The 23,434-nt window shown below is 42.7% G+C and carries 22 protein-coding genes; 10 read left to right on the top strand and 12 right to left on the bottom strand.

The window, feature by feature from the left end; translation table 11 throughout:
* Positions 1-117 precede the first annotated feature (117 nt).
* Positions 118-1,023, top strand: a complete 906-nt coding sequence (locus ISG33_RS06480; RefSeq protein ID WP_195732673.1) for a LysR family transcriptional regulator — start codon at positions 118-120, stop codon at positions 1,021-1,023.
* Positions 1,024-1,068: 45 nt separating this feature from the next.
* Here the strand turns inward: ISG33_RS06480 and ISG33_RS06485 are convergent, their stop codons facing one another.
* Positions 1,069-2,205, bottom strand: a complete 1,137-nt coding sequence (locus ISG33_RS06485; protein ID WP_229333470.1) for a DcaP family trimeric outer membrane transporter — start codon at positions 2,203-2,205, stop codon at positions 1,069-1,071.
* 313 nt (positions 2,206-2,518) lie between these two features.
* Positions 2,519-3,832: a ribonuclease J gene (locus ISG33_RS06490; RefSeq protein ID WP_195732674.1), complete on the bottom strand. Its 1,314-nt coding sequence runs from the start codon at positions 3,830-3,832 to the stop codon at positions 2,519-2,521.
* Between the two features lie 282 nt (positions 3,833-4,114).
* Between ISG33_RS06490 and ISG33_RS06495 the strand changes: the two genes are divergently transcribed.
* Entirely contained in the window at positions 4,115-5,524 is a 1,410-nt protein-coding gene (locus tag ISG33_RS06495) for a DUF4397 domain-containing protein (protein ID WP_195732675.1), read from the top strand.
* A gap of 102 nt (positions 5,525-5,626) precedes the next feature.
* Entirely contained in the window at positions 5,627-6,334 is a 708-nt protein-coding gene (locus ISG33_RS06500; RefSeq protein WP_229333471.1) for a heparan-alpha-glucosaminide N-acetyltransferase, read from the top strand.
* Here ISG33_RS06500 and ISG33_RS06505 read toward each other — a convergent pair.
* From ISG33_RS06505 to ISG33_RS06515, 3 genes are read right to left on the bottom strand one after another with little or no spacing between them, the layout of a single operon-like run.
* Positions 6,319-7,134, bottom strand: a complete 816-nt coding sequence (locus ISG33_RS06505; RefSeq protein ID WP_229333472.1) for a sugar-binding protein — start codon at positions 7,132-7,134, stop codon at positions 6,319-6,321. The two genes, ISG33_RS06500 and ISG33_RS06505, sit on opposite strands and share 16 nt — an antisense overlap.
* A 15-nt stretch (positions 7,135-7,149) precedes the next feature.
* Positions 7,150-10,095: a gluconokinase, GntK/IdnK-type gene (locus tag ISG33_RS06510; protein WP_195732676.1), complete on the bottom strand. Its 2,946-nt coding sequence runs from the start codon at positions 10,093-10,095 to the stop codon at positions 7,150-7,152.
* Positions 10,092-11,453 (bottom strand): MFS transporter, encoded by a 1,362-nt coding sequence (locus tag ISG33_RS06515; RefSeq protein WP_195732677.1) that lies wholly within the window; start codon positions 11,451-11,453, stop codon positions 10,092-10,094. The genes ISG33_RS06510 and ISG33_RS06515 overlap by 4 nt, the downstream gene beginning before the upstream one ends.
* Positions 11,454-11,685: 232 nt before the next feature.
* On the opposite strand from ISG33_RS06515, the gene ISG33_RS06520 reads away from it, so the two are divergent.
* The 7 genes from ISG33_RS06520 to ISG33_RS06550 all read left to right on the top strand — a co-directional run bounded on the left by ISG33_RS06520 (position 11,686) and on the right by ISG33_RS06550 (position 18,798).
* On the top strand, positions 11,686-12,681 hold the full coding sequence (locus ISG33_RS06520; protein ID WP_195732678.1) for a LacI family DNA-binding transcriptional regulator: 996 nt from the start codon (positions 11,686-11,688) through the stop codon (positions 12,679-12,681).
* 117 nt (positions 12,682-12,798) lie between these two features.
* Positions 12,799-13,485 carry an ABC transporter ATP-binding protein gene (locus ISG33_RS06525; RefSeq protein ID WP_195732679.1) on the top strand — a complete coding sequence of 229 codons (687 nt, stop codon included), beginning with the start codon at positions 12,799-12,801 and terminating at the stop codon, positions 13,483-13,485.
* Positions 13,486-13,508: 23 nt separating this feature from the next.
* A complete protein-coding gene (locus tag ISG33_RS06530) occupies positions 13,509-14,471 on the top strand; it encodes an HlyD family secretion protein (RefSeq protein ID WP_195732680.1) in 963 nt (320 codons plus the stop codon).
* On the top strand, positions 14,464-15,453 hold the full coding sequence (locus tag ISG33_RS06535; RefSeq protein ID WP_195732681.1) for an HlyD family secretion protein: 990 nt from the start codon (positions 14,464-14,466) through the stop codon (positions 15,451-15,453). The genes ISG33_RS06530 and ISG33_RS06535 overlap by 8 nt, the downstream gene beginning before the upstream one ends.
* The gene (locus ISG33_RS06540) at positions 15,450-16,682 is read left to right on the top strand and encodes an efflux RND transporter periplasmic adaptor subunit (RefSeq protein ID WP_195732682.1); all 1,233 of its coding nucleotides are present in this window, start codon (positions 15,450-15,452) and stop codon (positions 16,680-16,682) included. The genes ISG33_RS06535 and ISG33_RS06540 overlap by 4 nt, the downstream gene beginning before the upstream one ends.
* Positions 16,679-17,935, top strand: a complete 1,257-nt coding sequence (locus ISG33_RS06545; protein WP_195732683.1) for an ABC transporter permease — start codon at positions 16,679-16,681, stop codon at positions 17,933-17,935. Before ISG33_RS06540 ends, ISG33_RS06545 begins: the two co-directional genes overlap by 4 nt.
* A 74-nt stretch (positions 17,936-18,009) precedes the next feature.
* On the top strand, positions 18,010-18,798 hold the full coding sequence (locus tag ISG33_RS06550; protein WP_195732684.1) for a substrate-binding periplasmic protein: 789 nt from the start codon (positions 18,010-18,012) through the stop codon (positions 18,796-18,798).
* A gap of 63 nt (positions 18,799-18,861) precedes the next feature.
* Here the strand turns inward: ISG33_RS06550 and ISG33_RS06555 are convergent, their stop codons facing one another.
* The 7 genes from ISG33_RS06555 to ISG33_RS06585 are packed head-to-tail and all read right to left on the bottom strand — an operon-like array spanning position 18,862 to position 23,407.
* A complete protein-coding gene (locus ISG33_RS06555) occupies positions 18,862-19,500 on the bottom strand; it encodes a molybdenum cofactor guanylyltransferase (protein WP_195732685.1) in 639 nt (212 codons plus the stop codon).
* A 43-nt stretch (positions 19,501-19,543) separates the two neighbouring features.
* Positions 19,544-20,344, bottom strand: a complete 801-nt coding sequence (locus ISG33_RS06560; protein WP_195732686.1) for a hypothetical protein — start codon at positions 20,342-20,344, stop codon at positions 19,544-19,546.
* A complete protein-coding gene (locus tag ISG33_RS06565) occupies positions 20,341-20,931 on the bottom strand; it encodes a hypothetical protein (protein WP_195732687.1) in 591 nt (196 codons plus the stop codon). The genes ISG33_RS06560 and ISG33_RS06565 overlap by 4 nt, the downstream gene beginning before the upstream one ends.
* A 14-nt stretch (positions 20,932-20,945) precedes the next feature.
* Positions 20,946-21,470 (bottom strand): hypothetical protein, encoded by a 525-nt coding sequence (locus ISG33_RS06570; RefSeq protein WP_229333473.1) that lies wholly within the window; start codon positions 21,468-21,470, stop codon positions 20,946-20,948.
* Complete coding sequence (locus ISG33_RS06575) at positions 21,470-21,907, bottom strand: hypothetical protein (protein WP_195732688.1); 438 nt, start codon at positions 21,905-21,907, stop codon at positions 21,470-21,472. Before ISG33_RS06575 ends, ISG33_RS06570 begins: the two co-directional genes overlap by 1 nt.
* Before the next feature lie 36 nt (positions 21,908-21,943).
* Complete coding sequence (locus tag ISG33_RS06580; RefSeq protein ID WP_229333474.1) at positions 21,944-22,900, bottom strand: hypothetical protein; 957 nt, start codon at positions 22,898-22,900, stop codon at positions 21,944-21,946.
* A gap of 9 nt (positions 22,901-22,909) precedes the next feature.
* Positions 22,910-23,407: a hypothetical protein gene (locus ISG33_RS06585; protein ID WP_195732689.1), complete on the bottom strand. Its 498-nt coding sequence runs from the start codon at positions 23,405-23,407 to the stop codon at positions 22,910-22,912.
* Positions 23,408-23,434: the final 27 nt, after the last annotated feature.

Raw genomic sequence — 23,434 nt, forward strand, 5'->3', positions numbered from 1 at the left:
CTCCTTGTATAACAATTGATATATTATGTATAAAGAGAATGATTTTTTCTTTTTATGACATAATCAAGCATCACGCAAACAAGAGCTACGACCATAGTCGTATATAGGAAGGAATATATGGCAAAAGCAGACGATATTGTATTATTCGTGCAAGTTGTTGATGAGGGCTCGTTTTCGAAAGTTGCGGAGAGGCTAAATCTAACTAATTCTGTTGTAAGTAAAAGGATTGGGCGTTTAGAAGCGTCTTTAAATGTGCAACTTCTCTACAGAACCACCCGCAAGCTTAATCTTACCGATGCTGGAAGGACTCTTTATGGCAAAGCACGCCTCGCAAAGTTGGCTATTCAGGATGCTGAAAATGCGGTAACTGGCTATGCTAATGAAATGCGAGGGAATATTCGTATTACTATGCCCGTTGTTTCGGCTAATTTATTGCTCAGCGCAGCAGTCGCTGAGTTTTGCAAACAATATCCTGATATTCATGTCGAGCTTCAGATTAATAATCGTTTTGTCGACTTAATAGGTGAAGGTTATGATCTAGCTATAAGAACTGCGTATCTTGAAGATAGTAGCTTGATCGCAAGACGCTTGATCGATAGTCAATGGGTATTTTGTGCCTCGCCTGCATATTTGCAAGAAAAGGGAATTCCGCGTGAACCTACTGACTTAGTTGAACATGAATGTTTGATTTATAAATTTGAAAGCGCTGGAAGCGACATATGGCCAATAAACGTAGAAGGTGAAAATAGCCAATTACAGATCCATGGTCGCTTCCACACCAATAACTTGAATGCTATTAGGCATGCGGCATTGAGTGACCTTGGAATTGGCTTTTTACCGAAAGCCTTAGTTCACGATGACTTAGGTGATGAAAAATTGATAGAGATATTGCAGGGCTTCGCCGGGAAAAGAATGGGGATGTATGCGGTCTATCCTAAAAGTCGACAACCTGATCAAAAGCTTAAATTGTTGGTAGCGCACCTCCGAGATGCGCTACACAACAAACAAGAACACTATTGCTAACCTTTACACTATCAATAGCGTGCTTGTAAACTTTTAGCTAAGTTATTAGAAAGTAAATTTCAGGGAAAATTGTCCATAAGCTGAGGCAATCCCCTGTATATTCTCGTCGTCTATAGCGTACTCGCCAATTTCAAAGCCTGCATCCATCTTTTCGGTAATGTCAGTAATTAGATTTACTCCCCAGTGCGAACGCTCTCTTCCTAACACGTCAGTTTCGGCGGCGCCATAAAATATCGTAGAACGCAGTTTTTCAGTCCAAAAATGTCGATAGGCAAGCGTGAATGCAGTAGTCTTTTCAACCACAACCTCGTCTGCATCGGTGCTTACGATATCAGGGGTCAAACCTGCGGCAACATAGCGCCCTGGTTCACCAACGCTAACTTGAAAGCGCAGATCATCTTTGCCTATCGTGTTTATTCGACCCGAAAAATTAGCCGCTAACGACACCTCATCAATACCGCCTTGATCCACTTGTCGAATTAAGGTCCCAAACGACAACTGCCCCCAATCAGCCTTGTGATTATATCGAATAACAAAATCGGGAATTGCTTCATCTTTATCTATCTGCGTGCCCGTGCCACCGACAGCGCTTGCAGGGGTTCCATTATCACCATCACCATTGGTTTCAGGATTTTCAATTGCGAACTGCCAGTTCCCACTGGTATAGCGAACTTGTGTTTGACGAATGAATACTTCACCAACGTGAGGACCACCAAAATCGAGCGCTTCTGGCAAGGCAGCTAAGGGCATGAACGTAGACCAATTTTGACCCACCATCCAATTTTTATAGGTAATATAAAAATGACGTAAGCGCTCGTTCGAAGAATTGCTTACAACCTCATTACCTCCGCCACCGTAAAAATCCCATTCAATAAAACCACTTACCTCGCCGTGCGTCACTTTGAAATTTACCCGCGACTCGCGGACGTTAAAACCAGTGTGAGAGGTTTCAATGGGCTCGCCGCCAGGAAAATTTGCCACCCAATAATCTTGATAGGCGATATCGCCATTAACATGTCTAATATCTGCTTTCGCATAACCGCCAAGAACGACTTTGGTAGCGCCGTTTTCTGTATCGACATTTAGCAACTCAATGCTGGCAAAACTAGACGGCGCAACCAAGCTCATAGACAAGCCCATTGCAACAGGCAAAAATGACGCTCGCTTATAAATAGATTTCATGAATAGCCTCTTGATTTATTATCACAGTAAAGTGATTCCAATCTAAGAAGAAAATTAGGATAGAAAAACCCAATAAATGCTAATGTGTTATTCCAAAATTGCCATAATAACAACAAGAAAATGAGCAGTGTTAACAAAATGTAAGCAAAGCAGAGAGCCGTAGGCCAATCGTATAAACACACTGTAAGGCACTGTTTTGTAATATTTACGTTTATATTTTGTAAATAATGAGTGTGGAGGCTAACGAGGCCGAATCATAAACATAGGGTGTTTATTTACTCGAACACTGGGAGCTAGCAAGTGTTGATCGAAATCAATTCTTTGCTTTATTTTCAGTAATATCTATTCGTCCTACTTGTACTGCATGATTGATAACAACGACCTGCGGTGCCAATTGGAACAAATCACCATTTTTGCCAACGAGCTGTTTTGCTATGTTAGCTTCTGCAGCCACTTTTGCATTAGCAATCATGTGCTCCTTTTCACCATGCACAGGTACTGCTATGTGGGGATTTACCCACGAGTACATATCGTGAAGGTCGCCTTGGCAGGGGTGCCCAGAAGCATGAATTGTGTGCGGCGAATCAGAGCTTTGGATAACCGTCACCCCCTTTTCTCTCAATCCTGACACCAATTTTTCAATCGCTACTTCATTTCCAGGGATGGATATAGCACTGAAAATAACGGTATCACCCGCTTCTAATTCACAATCTCGATGAGTGCCATTTGCGAGCTTCCCCAGCGCAGCTCTTGCTTCTCCTTGACTTCCTGTTGCGACAATTAACACCTCATGTTTAGGTAAGTACCCAATATGTCGCCTGTGTGCTATTTTCAATTCATCGGGCCAGTAGCCAGTTGCGCGTGCAATACCGTACATATTATCGAGCGAGCGACCCAACAGCGTCATATAACGACCAGTTTCCTCGGCCACGCGAGCTAAGCTTATTAATCTAGCAACATTGCTTCCGAAACAAGTCACAATCACTCGGCCCGTCTGCGCTTTGATAGTGCGTAACAAACCTAGCTCACAGTCTCCCTCAGATACAGAATGCCCCGCTTTTAATGCATTTGTTGAATCGCATACCATTGCCGTTGGCCTATATTTCGACAGGGCCTTAAAAAGGGCTGGCTGAAAAGGTTGATCAGTTATAGGGTTAAAATCAATTTTCCAATCAGCGGTATGAAATACACTCGCCACTGGTGTTTGAATAAGCAAGGCTTGCGCGTCGGGAAGAGAATGTGTGATCGGTAACCACGAGACCGTGAAGGGACCAATATCTAACTGGCTATTCGGCTCGACCACTACAATGGTGACTTCCTCAGCGATGGCTGTGTAATAGAGCTTTCGTCTTAATACCTCTGCGGTAAAAGCCGTGGTGTAGACTGGACACTTAAAACGAGCCCAGAGAGCAGGTAGTGCACCGATGTGATCCTCGTGAGCATGGGTAATAATGATCCCACACAGCTGCTCTTGTCTGTTTTCTATGAAACTAGGGTCAGCACTTACCACATCACAGGTTTTCACGTTTTCTTTATGGTCATCACCTGCGTCAAGTGGTGCTTTAAAAGTAGCACCGCAGTCGACCATTAGCCAATTATCACTATGTCCGTACAAATTCATATTCATACCAATCTCCCCTGTTCCTCCCAGCGGTAGAAAATAAAAATCTTGATGGCTTGGTCGAACTTTTTGGAAATAGCTGATAGTGAGATCCTTTAATAAACACAAGGTTTGTTTTTATTACAAAAGTTTAACTTAAAAACAGTGATTAGAAGAAAACCGATCAAAAAAAACTGATGTATTATTAGAGTGACTTGCAATTTGTAGCTTCAAACGCCTTGTTATATGCCAAAGGAATTAGCTATCAATAAGTTAACATTCACTCATTAGATATCAAAAGGAAAGACCATGAAACTTAACAAGAAATTTAAATACATGCTTCCGGTGCTCGGATCTGCACTCATTCTTCAAGGTTGCTGGCTTGATGATGACGATGACGACATGATGGACGTTGTCGAAACACCTTCTTCGGCTAATATTCGCGTAGTACACGCATCTCCAGACGCGCCAAGCGTCGATATTATCGTTGGCGGCACCGCACTTGCCAGCAAATCTGACCTTGACTATCAGGACGCTTCTGCCTGGTTTCCTATTCTTTCAAATACCTATGACATCGCTGTTGAAGCAAACCTGCCAGGCGATGACGCAAATGTGCTTTCGTTAAGCGCGACTCTCGAAGGTGATCAAACCTATTCGGTGCTAGCCATAGGTTCAGTCGCTGAAGGTACACTTGAAACTCTCATTGTACAAAACGCTTTCACGGCGGTATCTGCTGGTAGCGTTCGCGCTCAAGTAGTTCACGCGGCACCAATGGCTCCTGAAGTCGACGTATATGTTACTGCTCCTAACACTGACATCAGCTCAGAGCAGCCGCTCGCTACCTTGGCCTACAAAGACTTTACTGGTCAGGTTGAAGTGCCAGCAGGCGATTACCAAATCCGAATTACACCAGCGGGATCAACCACGGTAGTATTTGACTCGGGCTCGCTTAGTTTAGATGCCGGCGCAGATCTTCTTATTTCAGCGACTCAAAACGTCGTTACCGGTGATTCACCAGTATCGCTAGTCGTAGCAACAGGCGCTGGCTCAGCCACCATCATTGATGCTGCTTCGCCAGCTAGTCTTCGCGTAGTGCACGGCGTTGCTGATGCTCCGGCGGTTGATATCATCGCCAACAATGCTCTCACGCTAGTAGACGGCGCACCTTTCCTAGCGGCAACTGGATATCTAGACGTTGCGGCGGATACATACCTTATTGACGTTGCTGCGGACGCTGACAACAGTGTTGTGGTTATTGATGACGCAGAAGTAACGCTTGAAGCAGGTGTTTTCTACACTGCCATTGCAAACAACAACTTAGCAAACATTGACCTCGACCTTATCGTCGACACACCGCGCTCTATTGCGACTGCTGCACAGGTTCGTATTTTCCATGCCTCACAAGCCACACCTGCTGTTGATATCTATGTCACAGCAGACGGTATGATCGATGACGTGAGCCCTGCATTTGCTGGCGTAGAATATATGGAAGGCACTTTATCTGAAACAGGTTATGTGCAACTTCCAGCGGGTGACTACGTGGTATCGGTTACTCTTGCTGGTTCTAAAGATGCGGCAATTGAAACAGGCACCCTATCGTTAGAAGCTGGCGGCATATACACAGCCTTTGCTGTTGATGGTAGCGAGGAAGGTGATGCTCCTCAGTTGATTACCCTAGACGACTTAGCTGCACCTCAGGACGAGATGGTCGCTGAGTAAGTTAAGTCTTTATCTAAGCCGAGCATTAGCTCGGCTTTTTTGTGCCCTCAAAAGTGTTATTATGCAAAATATGACCATGTTAATTTTCAATTAGGCCCTTAGTTGAGCGCTCAAAGAATAGTCACTATTGACCTACTCAGAACTTTTGCCATCGTATTGATGGTCATTTTTCATTTCATTTATGATCTCAAATTTTTTGGCTATGTTGACTGGAACACCCCAGATGGGCATGGCTGGAGAAGCTTTAGACATCTTATACTGATTTCCTTTTTCCTCTGCTTAGGGGCATCTTTACACCTCACACATGCTCAGTCGTATCAATGGAAAAAGTTCTGGAAGAGATGGGCACAAATAGCTGCATCTGCAGGTATTATTACCGCAACATCTCTTATCATGGTGCCTGCCAATTATATCTACTTCGGCGTTCTACATTTCATAGCGATAGCGAGTATGTGTTGTGTGCTCTTCGCACCCTTTCCAAAAACGAGCCTAGCCATTGGAACAGTAATTATTGCAGTTTATCAACTTGGTTTCGTCAGTGGCTTATGGCCTTTCACAACAATTAGACCGCTTTTGCCAGCATATTCGAATGACTATGTCGGGATCTTTCCGTGGCTAGGTGTTGTATTTCTTGGTATCTACTTGGCGTCAACTCATTGGTTAAGAAGCGATCCCTTTTCCCAGTTAACAGTAAAGCCACATTTATCAACATGGCTTACCAAACCTGGCCAACATAGCTTAATAATATATTTGCTTCATCAGCCTTTATTTTTTGCGGTCTTTGGTGGCATTGCTTATTTAACTAACTGAACTTTTTCAAATACATCGGCTGTTTTATAACCGAGGTTTTTGTCACCATTGATACCCTCAATAGGATATGAACCAATGAAATGTTCTCTACTACCCTTACCATCAGCGTCGCAGTAGGCAAGCATAAAACCCATTTCTTTATGTTGTTTCAGCACTTGTGGCTTTGCGTCTGAATTTGGTAAGAAACTATCATCGAAAATAGATATTTTTAATTCCCAGGTAATCGTATGAGTATCAAGCGCTCGTGACCATTGGCTTTGAATATGGTCATTATATGTTTGAATGACTGATTCTGAAGATGTCGCCGTTGGGCCCATATCACTCACATGACGATCCAAGCCCACATGGTAAGCAAAAGCATTGTAATTAAATTGATGATCACCGCCTGAAGCATCTTCGTCGATAAAAACTTCAACACAATCGTCGTCCCAGTAATTTACCAATGGATCAGGATGAGAATCTGCTAATACATCATCCTGTAACTCTACTAACAAGTATAAAGCTTCGCTATCCCACAACAGCTTATAACGACCATTGAAATCGTCTTCACTTAGGTTTTCGCCTATCAGCACTTGATCAAGCGCTCGCCAAGATGCCTTTTGCCAAGCGCTTTCGAGCGCCTTTGCATCTATGACTATTGCCTCATCTGCACGATAAATTGGTGTTAATGCTTTACTCGCATCGTCAATAACTGCAATGGAATGCGCAAGATTGCCGGTAGTCATCATCGCGATTGTTAGAGCGCTACCAGCTAGCCCATTATTTTTTACATACTTCGAAATTAACGTTTTGCTGAACACAGTTATTCCTTTATTTTAATTTAATGCCTTTACGATAGGCTCATTTGTAAGACTATTAAGTGCACACTCGACGGTATTTTCAAGGCTTAAGTGAGCCATTCCCTTGCCACTGCTCAGGGAATATGACTTCAACACATCGTTATCAATGAGCACGGTATTCGTTTCATCATGACTAAGCGGCTCCATACTATCAAGCTGAGATTGCAATAAACTCGGCGCGAAAAAATGCGCTTTGCGGGCTTTCAAACGTTTCTCGAGCTCTTTTTTAGGCGGATTAAGCATTAGCAAACAAGCATTCGCACCCAAACTCATTAGGCGTTGGCGGTGCTTTTTCGATAAGCCCGAGAAACACAGAACAGTATCATAACCATGAGCTAATTTCTGTTGAGCTGATTCAAACAAGCGCTGAACCCATGGCTCTCTATCCGCTTCACTCAACGCAATTCCTTGGGCCATTTTATCTTTTGCTGCTCGAGAATGAAGATCATCTCCCTCAATAAACATCGCATTCATGTGCGAGGCTAAGCGAGAGGCTACGGTTGACTTTCCTGATCCAGAAACACCACACACAATCACTAATCGTGCTGCTTTAGACTTGTCTTGTTTTGGGAGCTTTATCTGCACGCTGTAGTGTTTTCCTGCTACGATATCGTCTATCGCATTTTGAGCCAACAACACTGAATCGACATATGTTTCTTGCTTTAGCAAAGCTGACACATAATTTATTTTAATTGTGAAAGTTGCATCCCTGAAGCGATAAAATAAATCGCAATCACCTAAACTAGGTAATTTACTTGGCTCGATTATTAGTCTATTAGCCTTGCCCTGCAAGCCAAATACTTGTTGAATCACTGTTCTATAAACCCATGCTGCCGTACCGGTATTAAATAAGTGGCTCGATTTACCGGCTGTTTCGGGGAATTGTTTATAAGCACCGCGAAAATAGTTGGGTAAATATATCGGCATTTGACCTGCCTGCTCGCTATGGGCGGCGTTAAGCATTTCCTTTAGGTTGAGAAAACCTTTTTCTGCCTCACCACATTCGAACATCGCAAAAATCCAAAAAGCAAAAGCGTGGTTATACACTGAGCCATTTTCAGCAGAGCCTGGAAATTTCTGAGTCACTCTGCCAACTCGCTCGTCCATTTTGGTGTAGCAAGGTGCTAACATTTGATTACCATAAGGCGTTTGCAGATGTTCATCCACTGCTCGTAGTATTTTACTTTTATAGGGTTCCTCATCAATACCTGCCAAAAGAGCCCAAGTTTGTGGGTTAAGAAAGATTCTCCCTTCTACATCTTCATCTACACCAAAAAGCTCATTGTTGTCGGTAATACCGCGAGCAAACCAGTTTCCATCCCAGCAATGCTTTATTACCGTATTGCGTAGGCTTAATAGTTGACTTTCTAAGGCAACGACCGATACATCTAATTTGTAATGTTTGGCTATACGCAACCAAACCTTAATTGCATAAGTGAGTGCCAGTGTTAACCACACTGATACCCCCTTACCTTTCGGCCCAACCATATTCATTGGGTCGCACCAGTCGCCCTGTTCAATGAAACACAAACCTCGCTCATCGCGCTTTGCCAACACCCAATTGAGGGCGAGTTCAATGTGCTCGATTACGCTCTTTTCTTCTGTTGAGTCATTGAAACACACTGACTCATGCAACAACGCAACATCGTTTGTTTGGTCAAGATAAACCTCTAACAATAAGGGTAACCATATACAGTGGTCTGAATGAGGAATTTCATTGATGTATTTTAATTCGGCATCTGGATGAATAAGAATACCATCTGGCATTTCGCCACTTCTATGTTGCTGCGTTAATGCCGTTAACAAACACTCTCTGGCCGACGACGGACGCAGGAAACACATGCCAATGTTATCTTGAATATAGTTTCTTGTTTGTGGATCGGTCGTTAGACGGTTAACATCACCATGATAAAAAACCTGCCTTGGTAACCATTGATTTATAAAGCTATCAAACTGCGTGTCGGCAGAAATGACTTGAAAAGGAAAATCGCTAGATTCAGTGGTTTGGTTAGCCGACGAAAACGCGCTAATACAAGCTTCAATATGCTTTGTTTTTAGGGCTACTGCCTCTTCCTCATTGTGCATCGGCCCGAAAACACAATGCAAGTTTTCAGTACTCCCGCTAAGTGCCATACGAAAATGTGATGCCGCGCATGGCGTTTCATAAAAAGCCGCTTCGTTTGGGAGCAGGCTTTTGTTTAAAGCTTCTGGTTGCATTAATCCACCAAAACCTTCAAAAGCGCTCTGTTTTGCACACCAACTATCTGGCTTGCGGTCACTAGCAAAAATGGTCATTTGGGCAGTTTTTTTCAGGGCAGGATAATCAGCTAGTTTTTGATAAGGGGTCACATATTTTGCAACGATAGAGTGTGACCTAGCATCATAATTAGCGCTTTGATTCATCCAAGACATATAACCGAGGGGAAAGTAACTGATGACACTGAGTTGACGGGGCTGATTGTTAACATCTTCAATGCTCACCTTCCAATATTCAAAAGGGTCATCAATCGCTAAGCATAGGCGCAGCTCAATTTGCAGTCTCATGTGCCTTATATGCCAAGTCACTTGTTTATTATTAGCCACAAATTCGAACTGCTCTGCTTCAATGTTGCATGGAGCGAAAGGTAAAGAAAAAAGTTCGCCACTTTCCTCATCTCTGATGTAAAAGTAGCGGCCAGGATGGTGAGCAAAATAAGGGTGCTCCGGCTGCATGAAAGTCTTAGCTTCAAGACTCGGAGCAAAAGCATATTTGCTTGGTTCTGGTTGCATAAACTGTGCATTTGCATAGCCTCTACAATTCATATTTAGCATCATCTTTTTGTTCCAGAGAAAGGCACTCGCATCGGGTTTCTCTGTTGCTGAAAATAGTGATTCAGTGAAGGCCATGGGAGCTAATTTCTTATTAATTATTGGCTTAGTCATTTTGCGCCTGCTTCAGCATCGATATCATCAAGGCCCAACTCTGCGTGGATGGTCTCTAACTGCTCCTTTGATAATGAATAAAAGCGAATGCAAAAAACCGAGAGTAAAGCAAATATGCCGGGAATTACGGTCATCAGTAAAACGATACCCAATTGCGATTCACTGCTCTGAGTAACATTTGCGGCATAGCCCATATAAGCAAGCACCCAACCTATTGTTGCCCCAGCTACGGCACCACCTAATTTCTGCGCAAATGAGGCGGCACTGAATATCATTGCAGTTGCTCGTCGCCCCGTTTTCCATTGCGAATAATCAGCGGTGTCGGCATACATTGAAAATACAATAGGTGATTTAGGCCCTAAACAGATCCCGATAGCCGCTTGTAGCACGAACATCAATGCTATTTGGTCTTTCGGAATGAAGAAAAATAAACTTGATAAAAGCGCTACTGCGATCATCAGGATGACGAGTAATTTCTTTTTATCGAACCACTTAAGCAACAGTGGTGTGAGAGCCGTTCCGACTAATAAAGAAACCATATATAGGGAGGTAAAATCACCGATGAGATCCTCCCGTTCGACATAATATTTAAAGTAGAAAGTCCCACTGCTAGCGCGCAAGGAAATTGTTACCATAATAATCATTGCCAATACAAATAGTACTTTCCACGGGGTATTTCCGAGTAAGTCCTTAAAGTCAGTTTTGATCGGTGTAGACCTAATCTGCGGTGGCTGAATTCGCTCTTTTGATGCAAAAAAAGTAATTGCAAATAATATCGCGGCAACGGCCCCATATACGACCATGAGCAGTTGCCATCCAAGTTCATCGTTACCTCCACCTAACCATTCCACCATATCATTGGTGATGTAGGCAACCAAGGTTCCACCGCTGAAGGCACCAATGAAGCGAATGCTAACGAGTGTAGTGCGTTCTTTCGAATCCGCGGTCATCACTCCCATCAATGCGCCATAGGGTACGTTAATAAATGTGTAGGCCAACATCATGAAGATATAAGTAGAAAATGCCCAAATAACCTTGCCAGTGTCATTTAAGTCAGGCACGGTAAAGGTGAGTACACCAGCAGCAAAAATAGGAATGATTCCCCACAGCAAATAAGGCCTAAATTTCCCCATACGAGTTTTGGTGCGATCTGCCAACACGCCCATCATTGGATCTGATACGGCATCAATAATGCGAGTTACTAGCATCATGGTCCCAACAATCGCTGGGTTTAGGCCAAACACATCGGTGTAAAATATGAACAAGAAGACATCAAACACTCGCCAATAGAAATTCGACGCGACATCACCACAGGCGTAGCCAACCTTTTCTGACAAAGGCAATTTTTTCGAATGCATAATAACTTCCTGTTACTTTCAAACCGAGATTGTTAATAGGGATCTTCGAAAATGTAAAATTTACGTTAATCACACTGTAATTCTCTATAGTTATACATGCAAATGTAAGCGCTTTCAAATATGTTTAATCATTTCTTATTATTTTGTGCGAAAGTGATGTGGGGAAGACAAAGCTTGTTTCATTGTTTACACTATTAACAATAGCCTAACGAAATAATAAAAAAGAATATAAATGGCAACGATATATGAAGTTTCGAAGGCGGCCGGCGTGTCGCTTGCAACAGTATCAAGAGTGATTAACAAAAACGCAGCAGTTAGCCCCAAAACTCGCGAAAAAGTTGAACAAGCAATGGTTGAATTAGGTTATCGACCCAACACCATTGCGCAGTCCCTAGCTTCTAGTAAAAGCAATAGCGTAGGCGTATTAGTGTCAGAACTCGACAGTCCATTTTTTGGTGAAATGATGTCGGGGATTGAAACTGAACTTCGAAGTGCCGGTAAGCAAGTGATTTTTGCGGCAGGACATAATACTGAAAAAGTCGAAAAAGAAAGCATTGAGTTTCTTCTCAGTCGCTTTTGCGATGCGCTTATTATTCATATAGAACAAACTCCGAACGACTATTTAGTTGAGTTGTCTAAAGGTAAAGTACCAGTCTATCTTATCAATCGCTATTTAGAGCCTCTTAAACAAAGATGCGTTTATATGAACAATGAACTGGGCGGCTATCGAGCAACAAAATTCGCCATCGACAAGGGTCATAAAAATATTGCCTACCTTTGTGGGCCTGAATACAAAGATGACGCTATGGAACGTTTAAAAGGCTACCAACGCGCATTAGAAGAAGCTGGTATTGACTATGATGAAAGCTTGATAGTTAAGGGCGACTATTCGGAAAGAAGTGGTTCAGAGCAATTTTCAATACTGTATCAACGAACACAGAACTTTAGTGCTCTGGTATGCGGCAATGATGAAATGGCCTCTGGAGCAATGAAAGAAGCCCGAGATTTAGGATTGGATATCCCCAGAGCAATCTCGATTATCGGCTTTGACAACACTTCTTTTGCCAAATATTTGTATCCTCAGCTCACAACTATTGATAATCCCGTAGGCGAAATGGGAAAAATGGCTGCAAAGCTTGTATTAAACGAAGTATATGAGCAAAAGCACTTGGTGCAGCATTATTTCGAGCCTGAATTAGTCGAAAGAAGCTCGGTACTGACGGTGTAGCATATTAACAATTTAATAAGCACTTTTCAGGTCCATGCTGTTCTGTACTGTTCTGTGCACGCGACAGGCATGGCAGTTTTTACATGACTCGCATTTAATTGGGATTAAACAAATTACATGATAGAAATACAAGCCATTAAAAAACACTTTCAAAATGGCGAGGAAGTGGTCACAGCAATCGATGACGTGTCCTTGGTGGTCAATAAAAATGAATTTGTTGCTATCATGGGCAGCTCTGGTAGCGGTAAATCGACACTTATGAATGTGCTTGGTTGTTTGGACACACCGAGCTCTGGTAAATACCTGCTCGACGGTCAAGATGTAGCGAGCTTAACCGACGACCAGCTCTCTCGCATTCGCAACGAACATATTGGTTTCATATTCCAAACTTTTCATCTTTTACCGAAGCTTGATGTAAGTGAGAACGTCAAGCTGCCGATGCGCTATTCCTCAGTCTCCGAGGATGAAGCCAACGCGCGAGCAGAGCGACTAATCGAACGCGTGGGTCTATCTCATCGCAAGCACCATAAGCCCTTTGAAATGTCTGGTGGCCAACGTCAGAGAGTGGCCATTGCCCGTGCCCTTATTAATCAGCCGAGTGTGATTTTGGCCGATGAACCAACGGGAAATTTAGACAGTAAAACCTCGAACGAAATAATGGATTTGTTAACCGAGTTACACAAAAGCGGCCAGACGATTGTGATGGTAACTCACGAAGATGAAATTGCAGCTTATGCTCAGCGCACTATAAGAATGAAAGATGGCAAAATTATTTCATCTGAACCTGCAGGTACAAAGCCATGATATTGAGTTTCAATAGCAAAACTATGGGTAGAGCTTTCGCCTTTGTCATACTATTTATATGTTCTTTTAAAGCTCTAACTAACGAGCTTTTACTTACAGGGCAAATTAGTTCTTCTGCTAAACAAGTGGTAAATGCACCGCAATCAAGCCGCTGGCAAATTCAAATTCAATGGATGGAAGAGGAAGGAAAAATTGTCTCTGAAGGAGACGTTATTGCCGTATTCGATGGGTCGAATGAACAGAGCCGGCTTGATCAAAACCAAGAGTCACTCGAACGACAAGTATTAGAGCTTGAGCAACTCAAAATGGAGCAAGAGAGGAAACTATCTGAAGCACAAGGGAGCTTAAAACTAGCCTTAATGAGAGTTAAAAAGGCGCAAATCGAAGCGTCGGTGCCGGCGACTGAAGTCAGTCGTTATGATAAAGGGCAATATGACTTAGCATTACAACGAGCATTGCTCGAACAAGTAAAAGCCGAAGAAGCATTGCGTCGAGCCGAAAAAGAACGAAGCACAGAGCTGGAAAAGAAACGCATCGACATTCAAAAAGTTGAAGAAGAGATTAACTATTTGAATAGCCTTTTAAACCGGATGAATGTCACTGCAACGCTCTCAGGCCCAATCACTTATGGCATTCACCCTTGGACTCAAAAAAAGATAGCGGCAGGTACGAATCTGCAGCCTAGCTGGAAGGTGTTGGATGTTCAGGCAAGTTCTAACTTTCAAATCGAAACTTGGATCCATGAAATTGACGCGGTGGGTCTAGAAGCCGGCGTAGAAGTAGAACTCGTCATTGACGCATTTCCTGATAAACGCTTTATTGGTTTATTCGATAGTATATCGAGCCAATCAGAAAAGCGTTCACAATGGAGCGATAGTGCTTACTTTCCGAGTATTATTCAATTTAAAGACGCGCCAGATGTGAATTTGGCACCTGGCATGAGTGTTCGTATTCATGTTAACGCTGGGGATAAAAACGATGCGTAGAGTGTTACTTACAAGCAGCATTTGCCTGTTACTGCTGGCCTGCTCAGATGAAAACGATAATCTGGCTCAGCCGAAAGAGCAAAGCAAAGCGGAAATTAGTGCTCCTGCGGAACTGGTTAGTATGCAAGAAGTCACTATAGGCCCTCCTAATATTAGGCGCATGTGGAATTTCAAAATCGAATATCTTGCACGAGAAAATGCGATTGTTAAGCCAGGTGACGTATTGGCTCGTTTTGACGGGCAGAGAATTCGAAACGATTTAGTTGGACGTAAAAGTGAACTTGAAGCTGCAATAAAAGAAGCAGAGCAAAAGAAACTGAATAACGAGGCAAAACTTAAAGACTTATTGCTGGATTTGGCAGAAGCCAAAATGAATGAGGACAAAACCAAGCGGAAAGTGGAAATTACCGACGCGTCCAGATCCGAGATTGAACGACAGAAACAGCAGGCGGAGTACTTAATTGCGAAGGAATCCCACGATCAAGCCAAACTTCGTGTAAAACAGCAAAAAGAAGAAATGCTTGTAAATGAGAAGGTGCAAAGAGCACGTATCGACAACCGACGCGTCAGAGTGAAAGACTTAGAGGAAAGTATTGCTAAGCTCACCATCAAGTCACCAAAAGACGGTATGGTTATTTATTACAACTGGAACGACGACAAACCTGCCGTCGGCGATACTGTGTATATGGGCGCTACGCTCATGACACTGCCTTCTCTTGATAAAATATCTGTAAAAGTTGAGTTTGATGAATCTCACACGTCAAAAGTGAGTCTTGGACAACAAGTAAAAGTGACTCTGGATGCTTTCCCTGAGCGCCCCTTCATTGGAAAGATCAGTGAAATCGGTAAAGCCTACAGAAATAAATCTCAGCGCAATTTGAAAGTTGTGTTCGACGCTTGGGTCACTCTTGATGAAATGGATACCACTATTATGCGCCCTGGTATGAAAGCAAATGTAGAACTTGTGAAAGGTGAAGTATGAGCAATAAACACGCTGTTGTATTGTTGCTTATATGTTTTGTAAGCCTAATGAGCGGGTGTGCTGAAGAAGAAATTTCCAGTACCCCTATTTACACCGTCACCGACCGAGATTTTGGTATCACGGTTGCCGCGTTTGGTGAAATCGAAGCGGCAGAGGCGCAACGCATTCCGTCGCCGGGTAATCAACCGATGACCTTAGAGTGGCTTATTCCGGAAAATACCGTAGTGGAGAAAGGCGATGTTATTGCCCGTTTTGATGCTCAACAAATTATTAAAGACAGTCGTTCCGAAGAACTTGAAATGTTGAAGTTACAACAAGACATGGCGAGGAACAACGCGGTTCAAAGTCAACAACTCAACGATATTGAATCTGATCAGACTTTTGTTAAACAAGAATTTGAATTTGTTGACCGTTTCGCTATCGACGATTTGCGTATTTATTCTCAGCTAGAAATCATAGATACTTTACAAAATCGAGATTTTTTGGAGGCAAAAGACGAATTCTTAGAATGGAAAGAGTCAAGTATCGACGAGCAGCACCAAAGTGAATCAGCCGTACTAGATATTCGTAAAAGTGGACATGCCGCAAAATTTAAACGTTATCAACAAGCACTTTCGAAATTAGAGGTTGTTGCGCCTTATTCTGGCTTACTTATTTATGAGAAGGACCGACGCGGCGAAAAACCCTCGGTAGGTCAGACTATTTTCCCTGGTCGTCCAATTGCCCAAATTCCTAACTTGGATAATATGCAAGCAAGGGTTTATGCCCTCGCTAATGATGCAATTGACCTAGCTAATGAACAAAGTGTCACGCTTCGCTTAGACGCCTTTCCAACAGAAGAGTTTAGTGGAAAGGTGATTAATGTGGCAGGATTTCCCCGCTCTATAGAGCGCGGTAACCCAGTAACTTATTATGAAGTAACGATAAGTCTCGATAAGCAAGACAAAAACCTAATGCAGCCAGGGCGAAAACTCACTGCCGAGATACAAGTAAAAGTGGCCAGTAAATCAGTCGTCATACCCTTACAAGCCATACACCATGACCAAGGAAGATCATATGTTTATCTCAAACACGATGGAAACTTTGTGCGTCGAGAGGTCAGTAGCGGCAGGAAAAATCAATATCTCGTTGAGATTACACAAGGTGTTGTTGTTGGTGACCAGATTGCGCTAAGCGTCCCTGATGGTGTAGAGAACGAGCTCAACACCGAAAGCAAGGTAGCATCATGATTGGAAAATACAGTGTATTGCTTAAGGATGCCATTGCAGAATTATCCGCCCAAAAGCTCCGAACCTTCCTCACGCTTCTAGGCATGATATTTGGTGTAGGTGCGGTTATTGCCATGCTCAATATTGGCGAGGGAGCAGAGAGACAAGCCTTGAAACTCATAGATTCGATGGGAGTTAACAATATCATACTAAACGCCAAAGACTACTCAAGTGAAGAACTTGCCGAAATTCGGGAAGAAAGCTTGGGTTTATCAATGGGCGATATTCACGCTGCAGTGGCCACTTTGCCCTTCGTTGAGGCTTACAGCGCAAGCAAAAAAATACGTGTACACGATATTTATAGCGAAGAACGAAAGTCACAGGCTGAGGTTTTAGGTGTAACCTTAACCTATTATGATCATGCTAACCTCAAATTAAGTGCTGGCAGATGGTTGAATGAAACAGACAATGCTCGCATAGCACAAGTTGCTGTACTCGGCTCAAGTGCTGCGCGCGAATTATTCCCAAATTTAGTTGACTCCACTGATGAGATTATCGGGCAATATGTGAAAGTGAATCATGTTTGGCTAACTGTGGTTGGTGTATTGAGTCAGCCTCCTGGCGATAAAAATGAATTTCAAGGGGTACAAATAGGTGGCGATCGTTATCGAATCTTTTTACCACTGGCTACTAGCATCCAAAAGTTTTCAAGTGACACATTAGCAAGCGAACTTGACTCAATTAAGTTAAATATCATTAAAGGAAGTGACCCTGTTATCGCAGCTAAAGCCGTTGAGCAACTGATGCAGCTGCGCCACGGTGGGGTTGACGACTACGAACTAATTATTCCTGCAGCTTTGCTAGAACAACAAAAACAAACACAACAAATATTTAATATAGTAATGGCCTGTGTTGCCGGCATCTCCTTACTTGTAGGTGGCATTGGCATAATGAACATCATGTTAGCCAACGTGATGGAGCGAACAAAAGAAATTGGATTGTTACGTGCAGTTGGTGCAACTCAGCAGGATATCAAAGAGCAATTCTTAGCTGAAAGTTTTGCCATATCTGTACTGGGAGGTATGCTAGGTATTGTATTTGGTTTAATTTTATCTGAAATTATAGGCACCTACTCTGGCTGGGCCGTTAGCTGGTCAATACCGGCTATCTTTCTGTCCTTGAGTATTTGTATGATAGTCGGTGTTGGCTTTGGTGTATTCCCCGCTATAAAAGCATCGAAACTCAACCCTATCGATGCCTTGCATAGCGACTAGAGGCTTAGCCGTGATGAACAGCGAGATGATGATATACCTTGCGCCTTATTATTTATGTTTAAGAAGATAGTAAAATGACACTAGCAGAAACAAAACATTTAATTCGTAGTGGCTACGTTTTCATTGCGATGATCTTGCTAGCCTACCCTGCCGCAGCTCAAGAATGTGCAGTGACTCATAGCGATACTTCGCAGATCAACCTAGCGGTTGCCGTATACGAGCCTTGGATGATAGTGAATCAGAAGGGCGTTAACGGCATTGATGTGGATATTGTACGAGAAATCGCGAAACGCATGAACATTAAGGTCAACATGATAGAGTGTAACTGGACGGACTGCCTTAAACGTAGCAGAACTGGTAGCGTTGATTTGCTCACCAATCTTTTTAGAACGCCAGAGCGAGAAGCTTTTCTCTCTTTTTTAGAACCACCATATTTGATCGGCACTACCAGAGCCTTTTATGCGCTTGGCGATGATAAATACAAAGTAGCCAACTATGACGACTTACAGGGCATAGAGATTGGAATTGAGAACGACGTGTTACAGTTTTCTCGTTTTGATAGCGACAAAACCCTATCCAAATCAACTTTTGAAAGCAGCCAATTAGTTATCAAAGCATTGTTAAACGAAGATGTAGATGTGATTGTCGGCCAAGAGAACGTATTTGATTACATCATTAATAACAGCGCCGAATTTAGCGAGCTAATCACCAAACAACGTTTTTCGGTTTATGCCGAGGAAGACGGCTATTTCGGCGTTTCCAAATGCAACGATAAGGATGCGTTTTGGCAGCATTTCGAGAAACAGCTGATTACCGTTATCAACGAGGGCTTTGTAAATAAAGTAATCAATAATTACCGCTAACACGATATTTTTACTCTTGGTGTTTTAAGACAGTGCCTGAGTAAATAGCTTAAAGTTGCTGGATTACATCGAAAGCATGTCAGGGCTATTGATATTGTGAAAGTCATCACGACTTACCTTTAGCCCCTTACCTTGCAAATCATTTAGCGAAATACTGATGGCACCAGAGAGCACGTATCTCATTGATACGCTGTTGGCGCTTTTGACTGTCTTCAACAAAGCAATATTTTCGTTACTTAAGTAAAACGCAACAGGGAAATAGTTTGACTCGAAATAGCAGCTTTGCAGCTTACACCTAGCATGCTCTAGTAGAGCTTCTAAGTATTGGCTTCTTAACTTAGGCATATCGTTAGGGATCACCAATAGAATATCTCCAACTTGCAATTCTGCGTGCTCAATGGCGGATAATATGCCCCCGACAGGGCCCTTATCACCAAATTCATCATAGCAAAGTTGTATATTCTCTCTGCTAAGCAAAGTAGAGCGGCTAGTATCATTATTCTCACCCTGGATAGGTTTTTTATCCTTCAGCCCCACATAAAGCTGCTCGATTGTGGTTTGCTGTAAACAACGTATAGCGTGTTCAAGAAATGACACACCGTGATAAATCACCTCGCCTTTAGGTCTTCCCATTCGTGTTGAGTGTCCGCCGTTGAGAACAAGCCCCACCACTCTGCTCTGCGTTTTTTTACTCTGCGACATCGAATGCTATTACTCTTAACAATTTTTATATGAGCTTACGAGCTTACACACATTGCTTTTCAGATAAAAGCCACTTTTCAGAGAGCGACTTATGGTTTACTTGAATATCAACCAACAGCAGAGACCCTGCGCTCAAACGATAACGTGCACTGAACTGCGATAAGGGAATATTCTCGCCAGCCTTTGTACTTTGCGAGTATAACACTTGAGCAATATGAGCCGACAGAGCAGTGTCTAAGCGCATCGGAAACAGTCGAATTGGTATTGCATCTGGTGCATAAGTTAACAACAAGTTTTTCTCTTTTCCACTCAAGCCCTCATTAACCACTCTGAACCATTGACTGTAAGTCGCTGCAAAATCTATCTGAGCGTTTTTTGGCGCCAGAATCATTAAATTCGGCTCTTCTATCGACTTTAAGGTCGCGAAGGCAATCCCTTCACATTCATATAAGTGTTCAATTAACAGCTTTCTTTGCTTTGCTTGTCGAGGAAAATATAAGTTTACGCTCTTAGCGTCGAGTTCTTCTAGTTGCAAACGGGTTTGGCTTATCTTTTCGGCTGACGCTTGCTGTTCAGCTTTTTGCTCAGGCTTAACTATTGCACTGTTTTTCACAGACGCTTTCGGAGCGACTGTATCAATTGACGCGACACTGGGCAGCATGGTGGCCAAAGGTAAGTGAATTGGCTTCAGTTCTGCCGGTGATTTAAGATATTCGGTTTCTTTGGCTATCGTTGAATTCAATGAAACAAGAACAACATCAATGCACCAAATAAACGTCACTAGTACTAAAAAGCTGAGCAAAAGCCTTTTTAAGATGCGAGTATTGTGTTGCACTTTTGTCATTGACTTAATGCTTCTAACGCCGTCATTTCCATTTTATTCATGACTGCCTGAAGGCGACTTAGCTGCTGGCGTTTGTCTTTCTTAATCTGACTTTTTGTATTTGACTGAAGCTGAGCTTCAATGCCGTCCGAAAAAACACTGTTCGAAGGCTCATTACTGGTACTTGTAGGGACCACGCTTGCAACAAATTCAGAAGATTTTGCTACACTTTCTTTTTCGTCGGGTTGCCACAACTCCCTTTCAGGTAACATTTGGCTTTGCTCTTCAAGTGCTAACAACAACTCTCTATTAGTGTTGGCGAGCTTATTATCCAACTCTGTTATTCTAGTCTTAAGAATAGCTATCTCATGTTCCAGCCGCTTCTCAAGTTCATGGTGACTAAACATAGCAGTTTGCTTCTCGTCATCAAGCTGACCACTCTTACTCTCGTGCTCAGACACTATTGTAAAAAACTGCGAACGATGTTTTAACCACTTCTTACCTGGGTCGGACTGTAAGACTAAAAAAGCCAACGAGGCGATGAAAGCAGCGAGGAAAAGCCATCGAAAAATACCTTGCGAATTTACCCTTGAAAATGAATTTATCATGTACAAATCTCCTTCTAAGAGCCTATGCTTAAATCACTTTTAGCCAAAAATACGCTGGCTAACGAACGAATTAGTGTAGAGCAAGGCAAACCAACAACCGTAGTCATAAAGGCCATCGAAAACTGAGATGTAAGTTCAGAAATGACGGCATTTACCGTGTCAGGTCCTAAGCTCTGATGCGACAAAGCACCTATCCCTAAACTAATTCCTAACAAAGTATAGGTTAACGCTAGTGTTGATATACCGTTGGCCGTTTGCTGAGCTATTTCGGCCCAATAGCGCTTTTCCTGTATTGTTCTTTGCGAATTCAGAATGTTGCAAATACTCAATAATCCAAGCCCACATAGTGGTACAAAGAACAACAAAAAAGAGGTCGAGAACATTTTCTGCAGACTCTGAATCAGCTGCATTGCATCAAGATTTGTAAGGTAACTCAGTATTGCCAATACAATGGTGATCGTTCCGAAACCACCCACAACGAACTTCATATTGAAGATAGATGTTTTAGTACTGTCAGGCTGATGAGATAAAAGCAACATTATCGATACCCTGCTTTAGTAGCCATAATACCTTGGTTAGTAATATTGGCGTTTTTTAACCATTTCCCCATTGCTGATAGTTCATCTTCGGCCCCGGCATGAACTAAAAAAGTCATGTCGTAATCGTTAAAAGCTCGTTTGACCACTGAAGAAGATGATGACAATAGGCGCTCATCACGCAAAACCATGCGCTCTACATCAGCTAACTGCCTTTGCTTAAAAGTGAGCAACTCATGTTTTTTACTCATCTCAATATCATTATTTAAGAACACAGCAATAAGTGCTGCTCTTTCACGCTCAAGGTTTATCAAGGTATATAAGTTCTTATCCTTTGTATTAGCATGAGCTTGGCTTGAAACCCCAGCTAAAAGTAAACAGCTTACGGCTAAGCTGATTAGCGCAGAAACGCCGGATTTTGTTGCTGTATGTAGAGTCATATTATTTCCCCTTCAAAGAAAATGCAGTGTGTTTAGCTATAAAAATAAATCTGCCGCTTGCGCAGGCTTTGTAAAGTTATTAATGATTGCGCCGTCTTCTGTTTCTTCATAAGCGATAGTGAATTCAATCGACTGCGCATCCAAAGCAACTAACTTGGCCATATAACTGATCATTAATGATTCTTGATCGAGCAAAGATTGGTCGCTCGCCGCTTGCATCAAGAGCTGGCGAACATACTCTTGAGCGCTTACCTCAACCCCATCAATCATTGGTGCCATGGCAGCTTGATGTTTGGAAATCGCTTCTTTCAAGAGCTCAATTTTGTTTAAATTAGCAGCAAATTCATCAGCATAGGGACTTTGCTTTCCCAAACCTTGGCCCAGCAAGCTATCGTCTACTCGCGCTATCACTTTTTCCATCCGTGCTCTCGCCGCCTCTTGACTCGCTTTCAACTTTTGAAAATCGACACTTGCTGAAGCATTTTCTTGCCTGAGTAGTTTTTGCAATACATCTTCATACAGCGATTGTTTTTGATCCAAAGCTTGTTGGCGCAACACTTGGCTTTGCTGCATATCATCTAAATAGCTCGATTTCAGTTGCACCAACGACACTCGTTCCTCAATCATGTCGTTGTCACTTACATCTACTAACAGAGATTGAAGCGCTTTAATTTTTGTCGCCTTTGCAACAATACGCTCTTCAGCAGCAAGTAATTCATTAGCAAGTGGCGACAAGTCAAAGTCTTGCTGAATACGCTTTTCAATTAAGTTCGCAGGCAGCTTAATAAGGCTTTCCGACGCTAAAGGCTGCCAGCCATCGTTCGAGCTTGACGTCGCATGCGCCAAACCAACATGCATGGCAGTGGTCAATAGCATAGCCATGCTTAGAAAAGCAGCGCTTAGAGAACGTCGCTTTTTGTGTTGATGTTTACTTTTTGCTAACGCAGGCTGTTTTTCTTCCACAAGAGTTCTTGGGCATATTACACGCATCATCTTACACTCCTAATTTCTACGCCAATGATACTGACGAACCAGATCATCGCGCATAGCTTGGTTAATATTCAGCACCATCAGTTGGTTCTTCGACAAAGATTTGTGATTGAGTAAGGCCGTTGCAGTATCTACAAACGAACTATAGTCAGAGAAAAATAAGTCTTGCTGCGGAAACTGACGAATAAACTCATCAAAGCTCTTTTTGGCACTTTTTGAATCACCGGCTTTGATAAAATTCATTACGGCTAAGGCTTTAAGTTGCATTGCCTTTTCTTTGTGTGGATGCTGCGAATCAAAATGAATGCCGTCGACACAGCGTTCAGCGTTTTTGGCTAAGGCAAGGTTTTGCGCTGCACTGCCGTTCTCACCAATGCTAATTTGCATATCGCTCACCCCATCTAAGCATGATGTACTTATGTGCTCGTACGATGCAGCGTTCGCCGCAGCTTCTTTTGCAACTGCGGCGTTTGTGTGTGCATCGTTTAGGGAATTAGATGAGGTGCTCATGCAAGCGCTTAATGTAAAACTAACAGT

This window comes from Marinibium conchae, from assembly GCF_015595035.1.
Classification (GTDB): Bacteria; Pseudomonadota; Gammaproteobacteria; order Enterobacterales; family Alteromonadaceae; genus Glaciecola.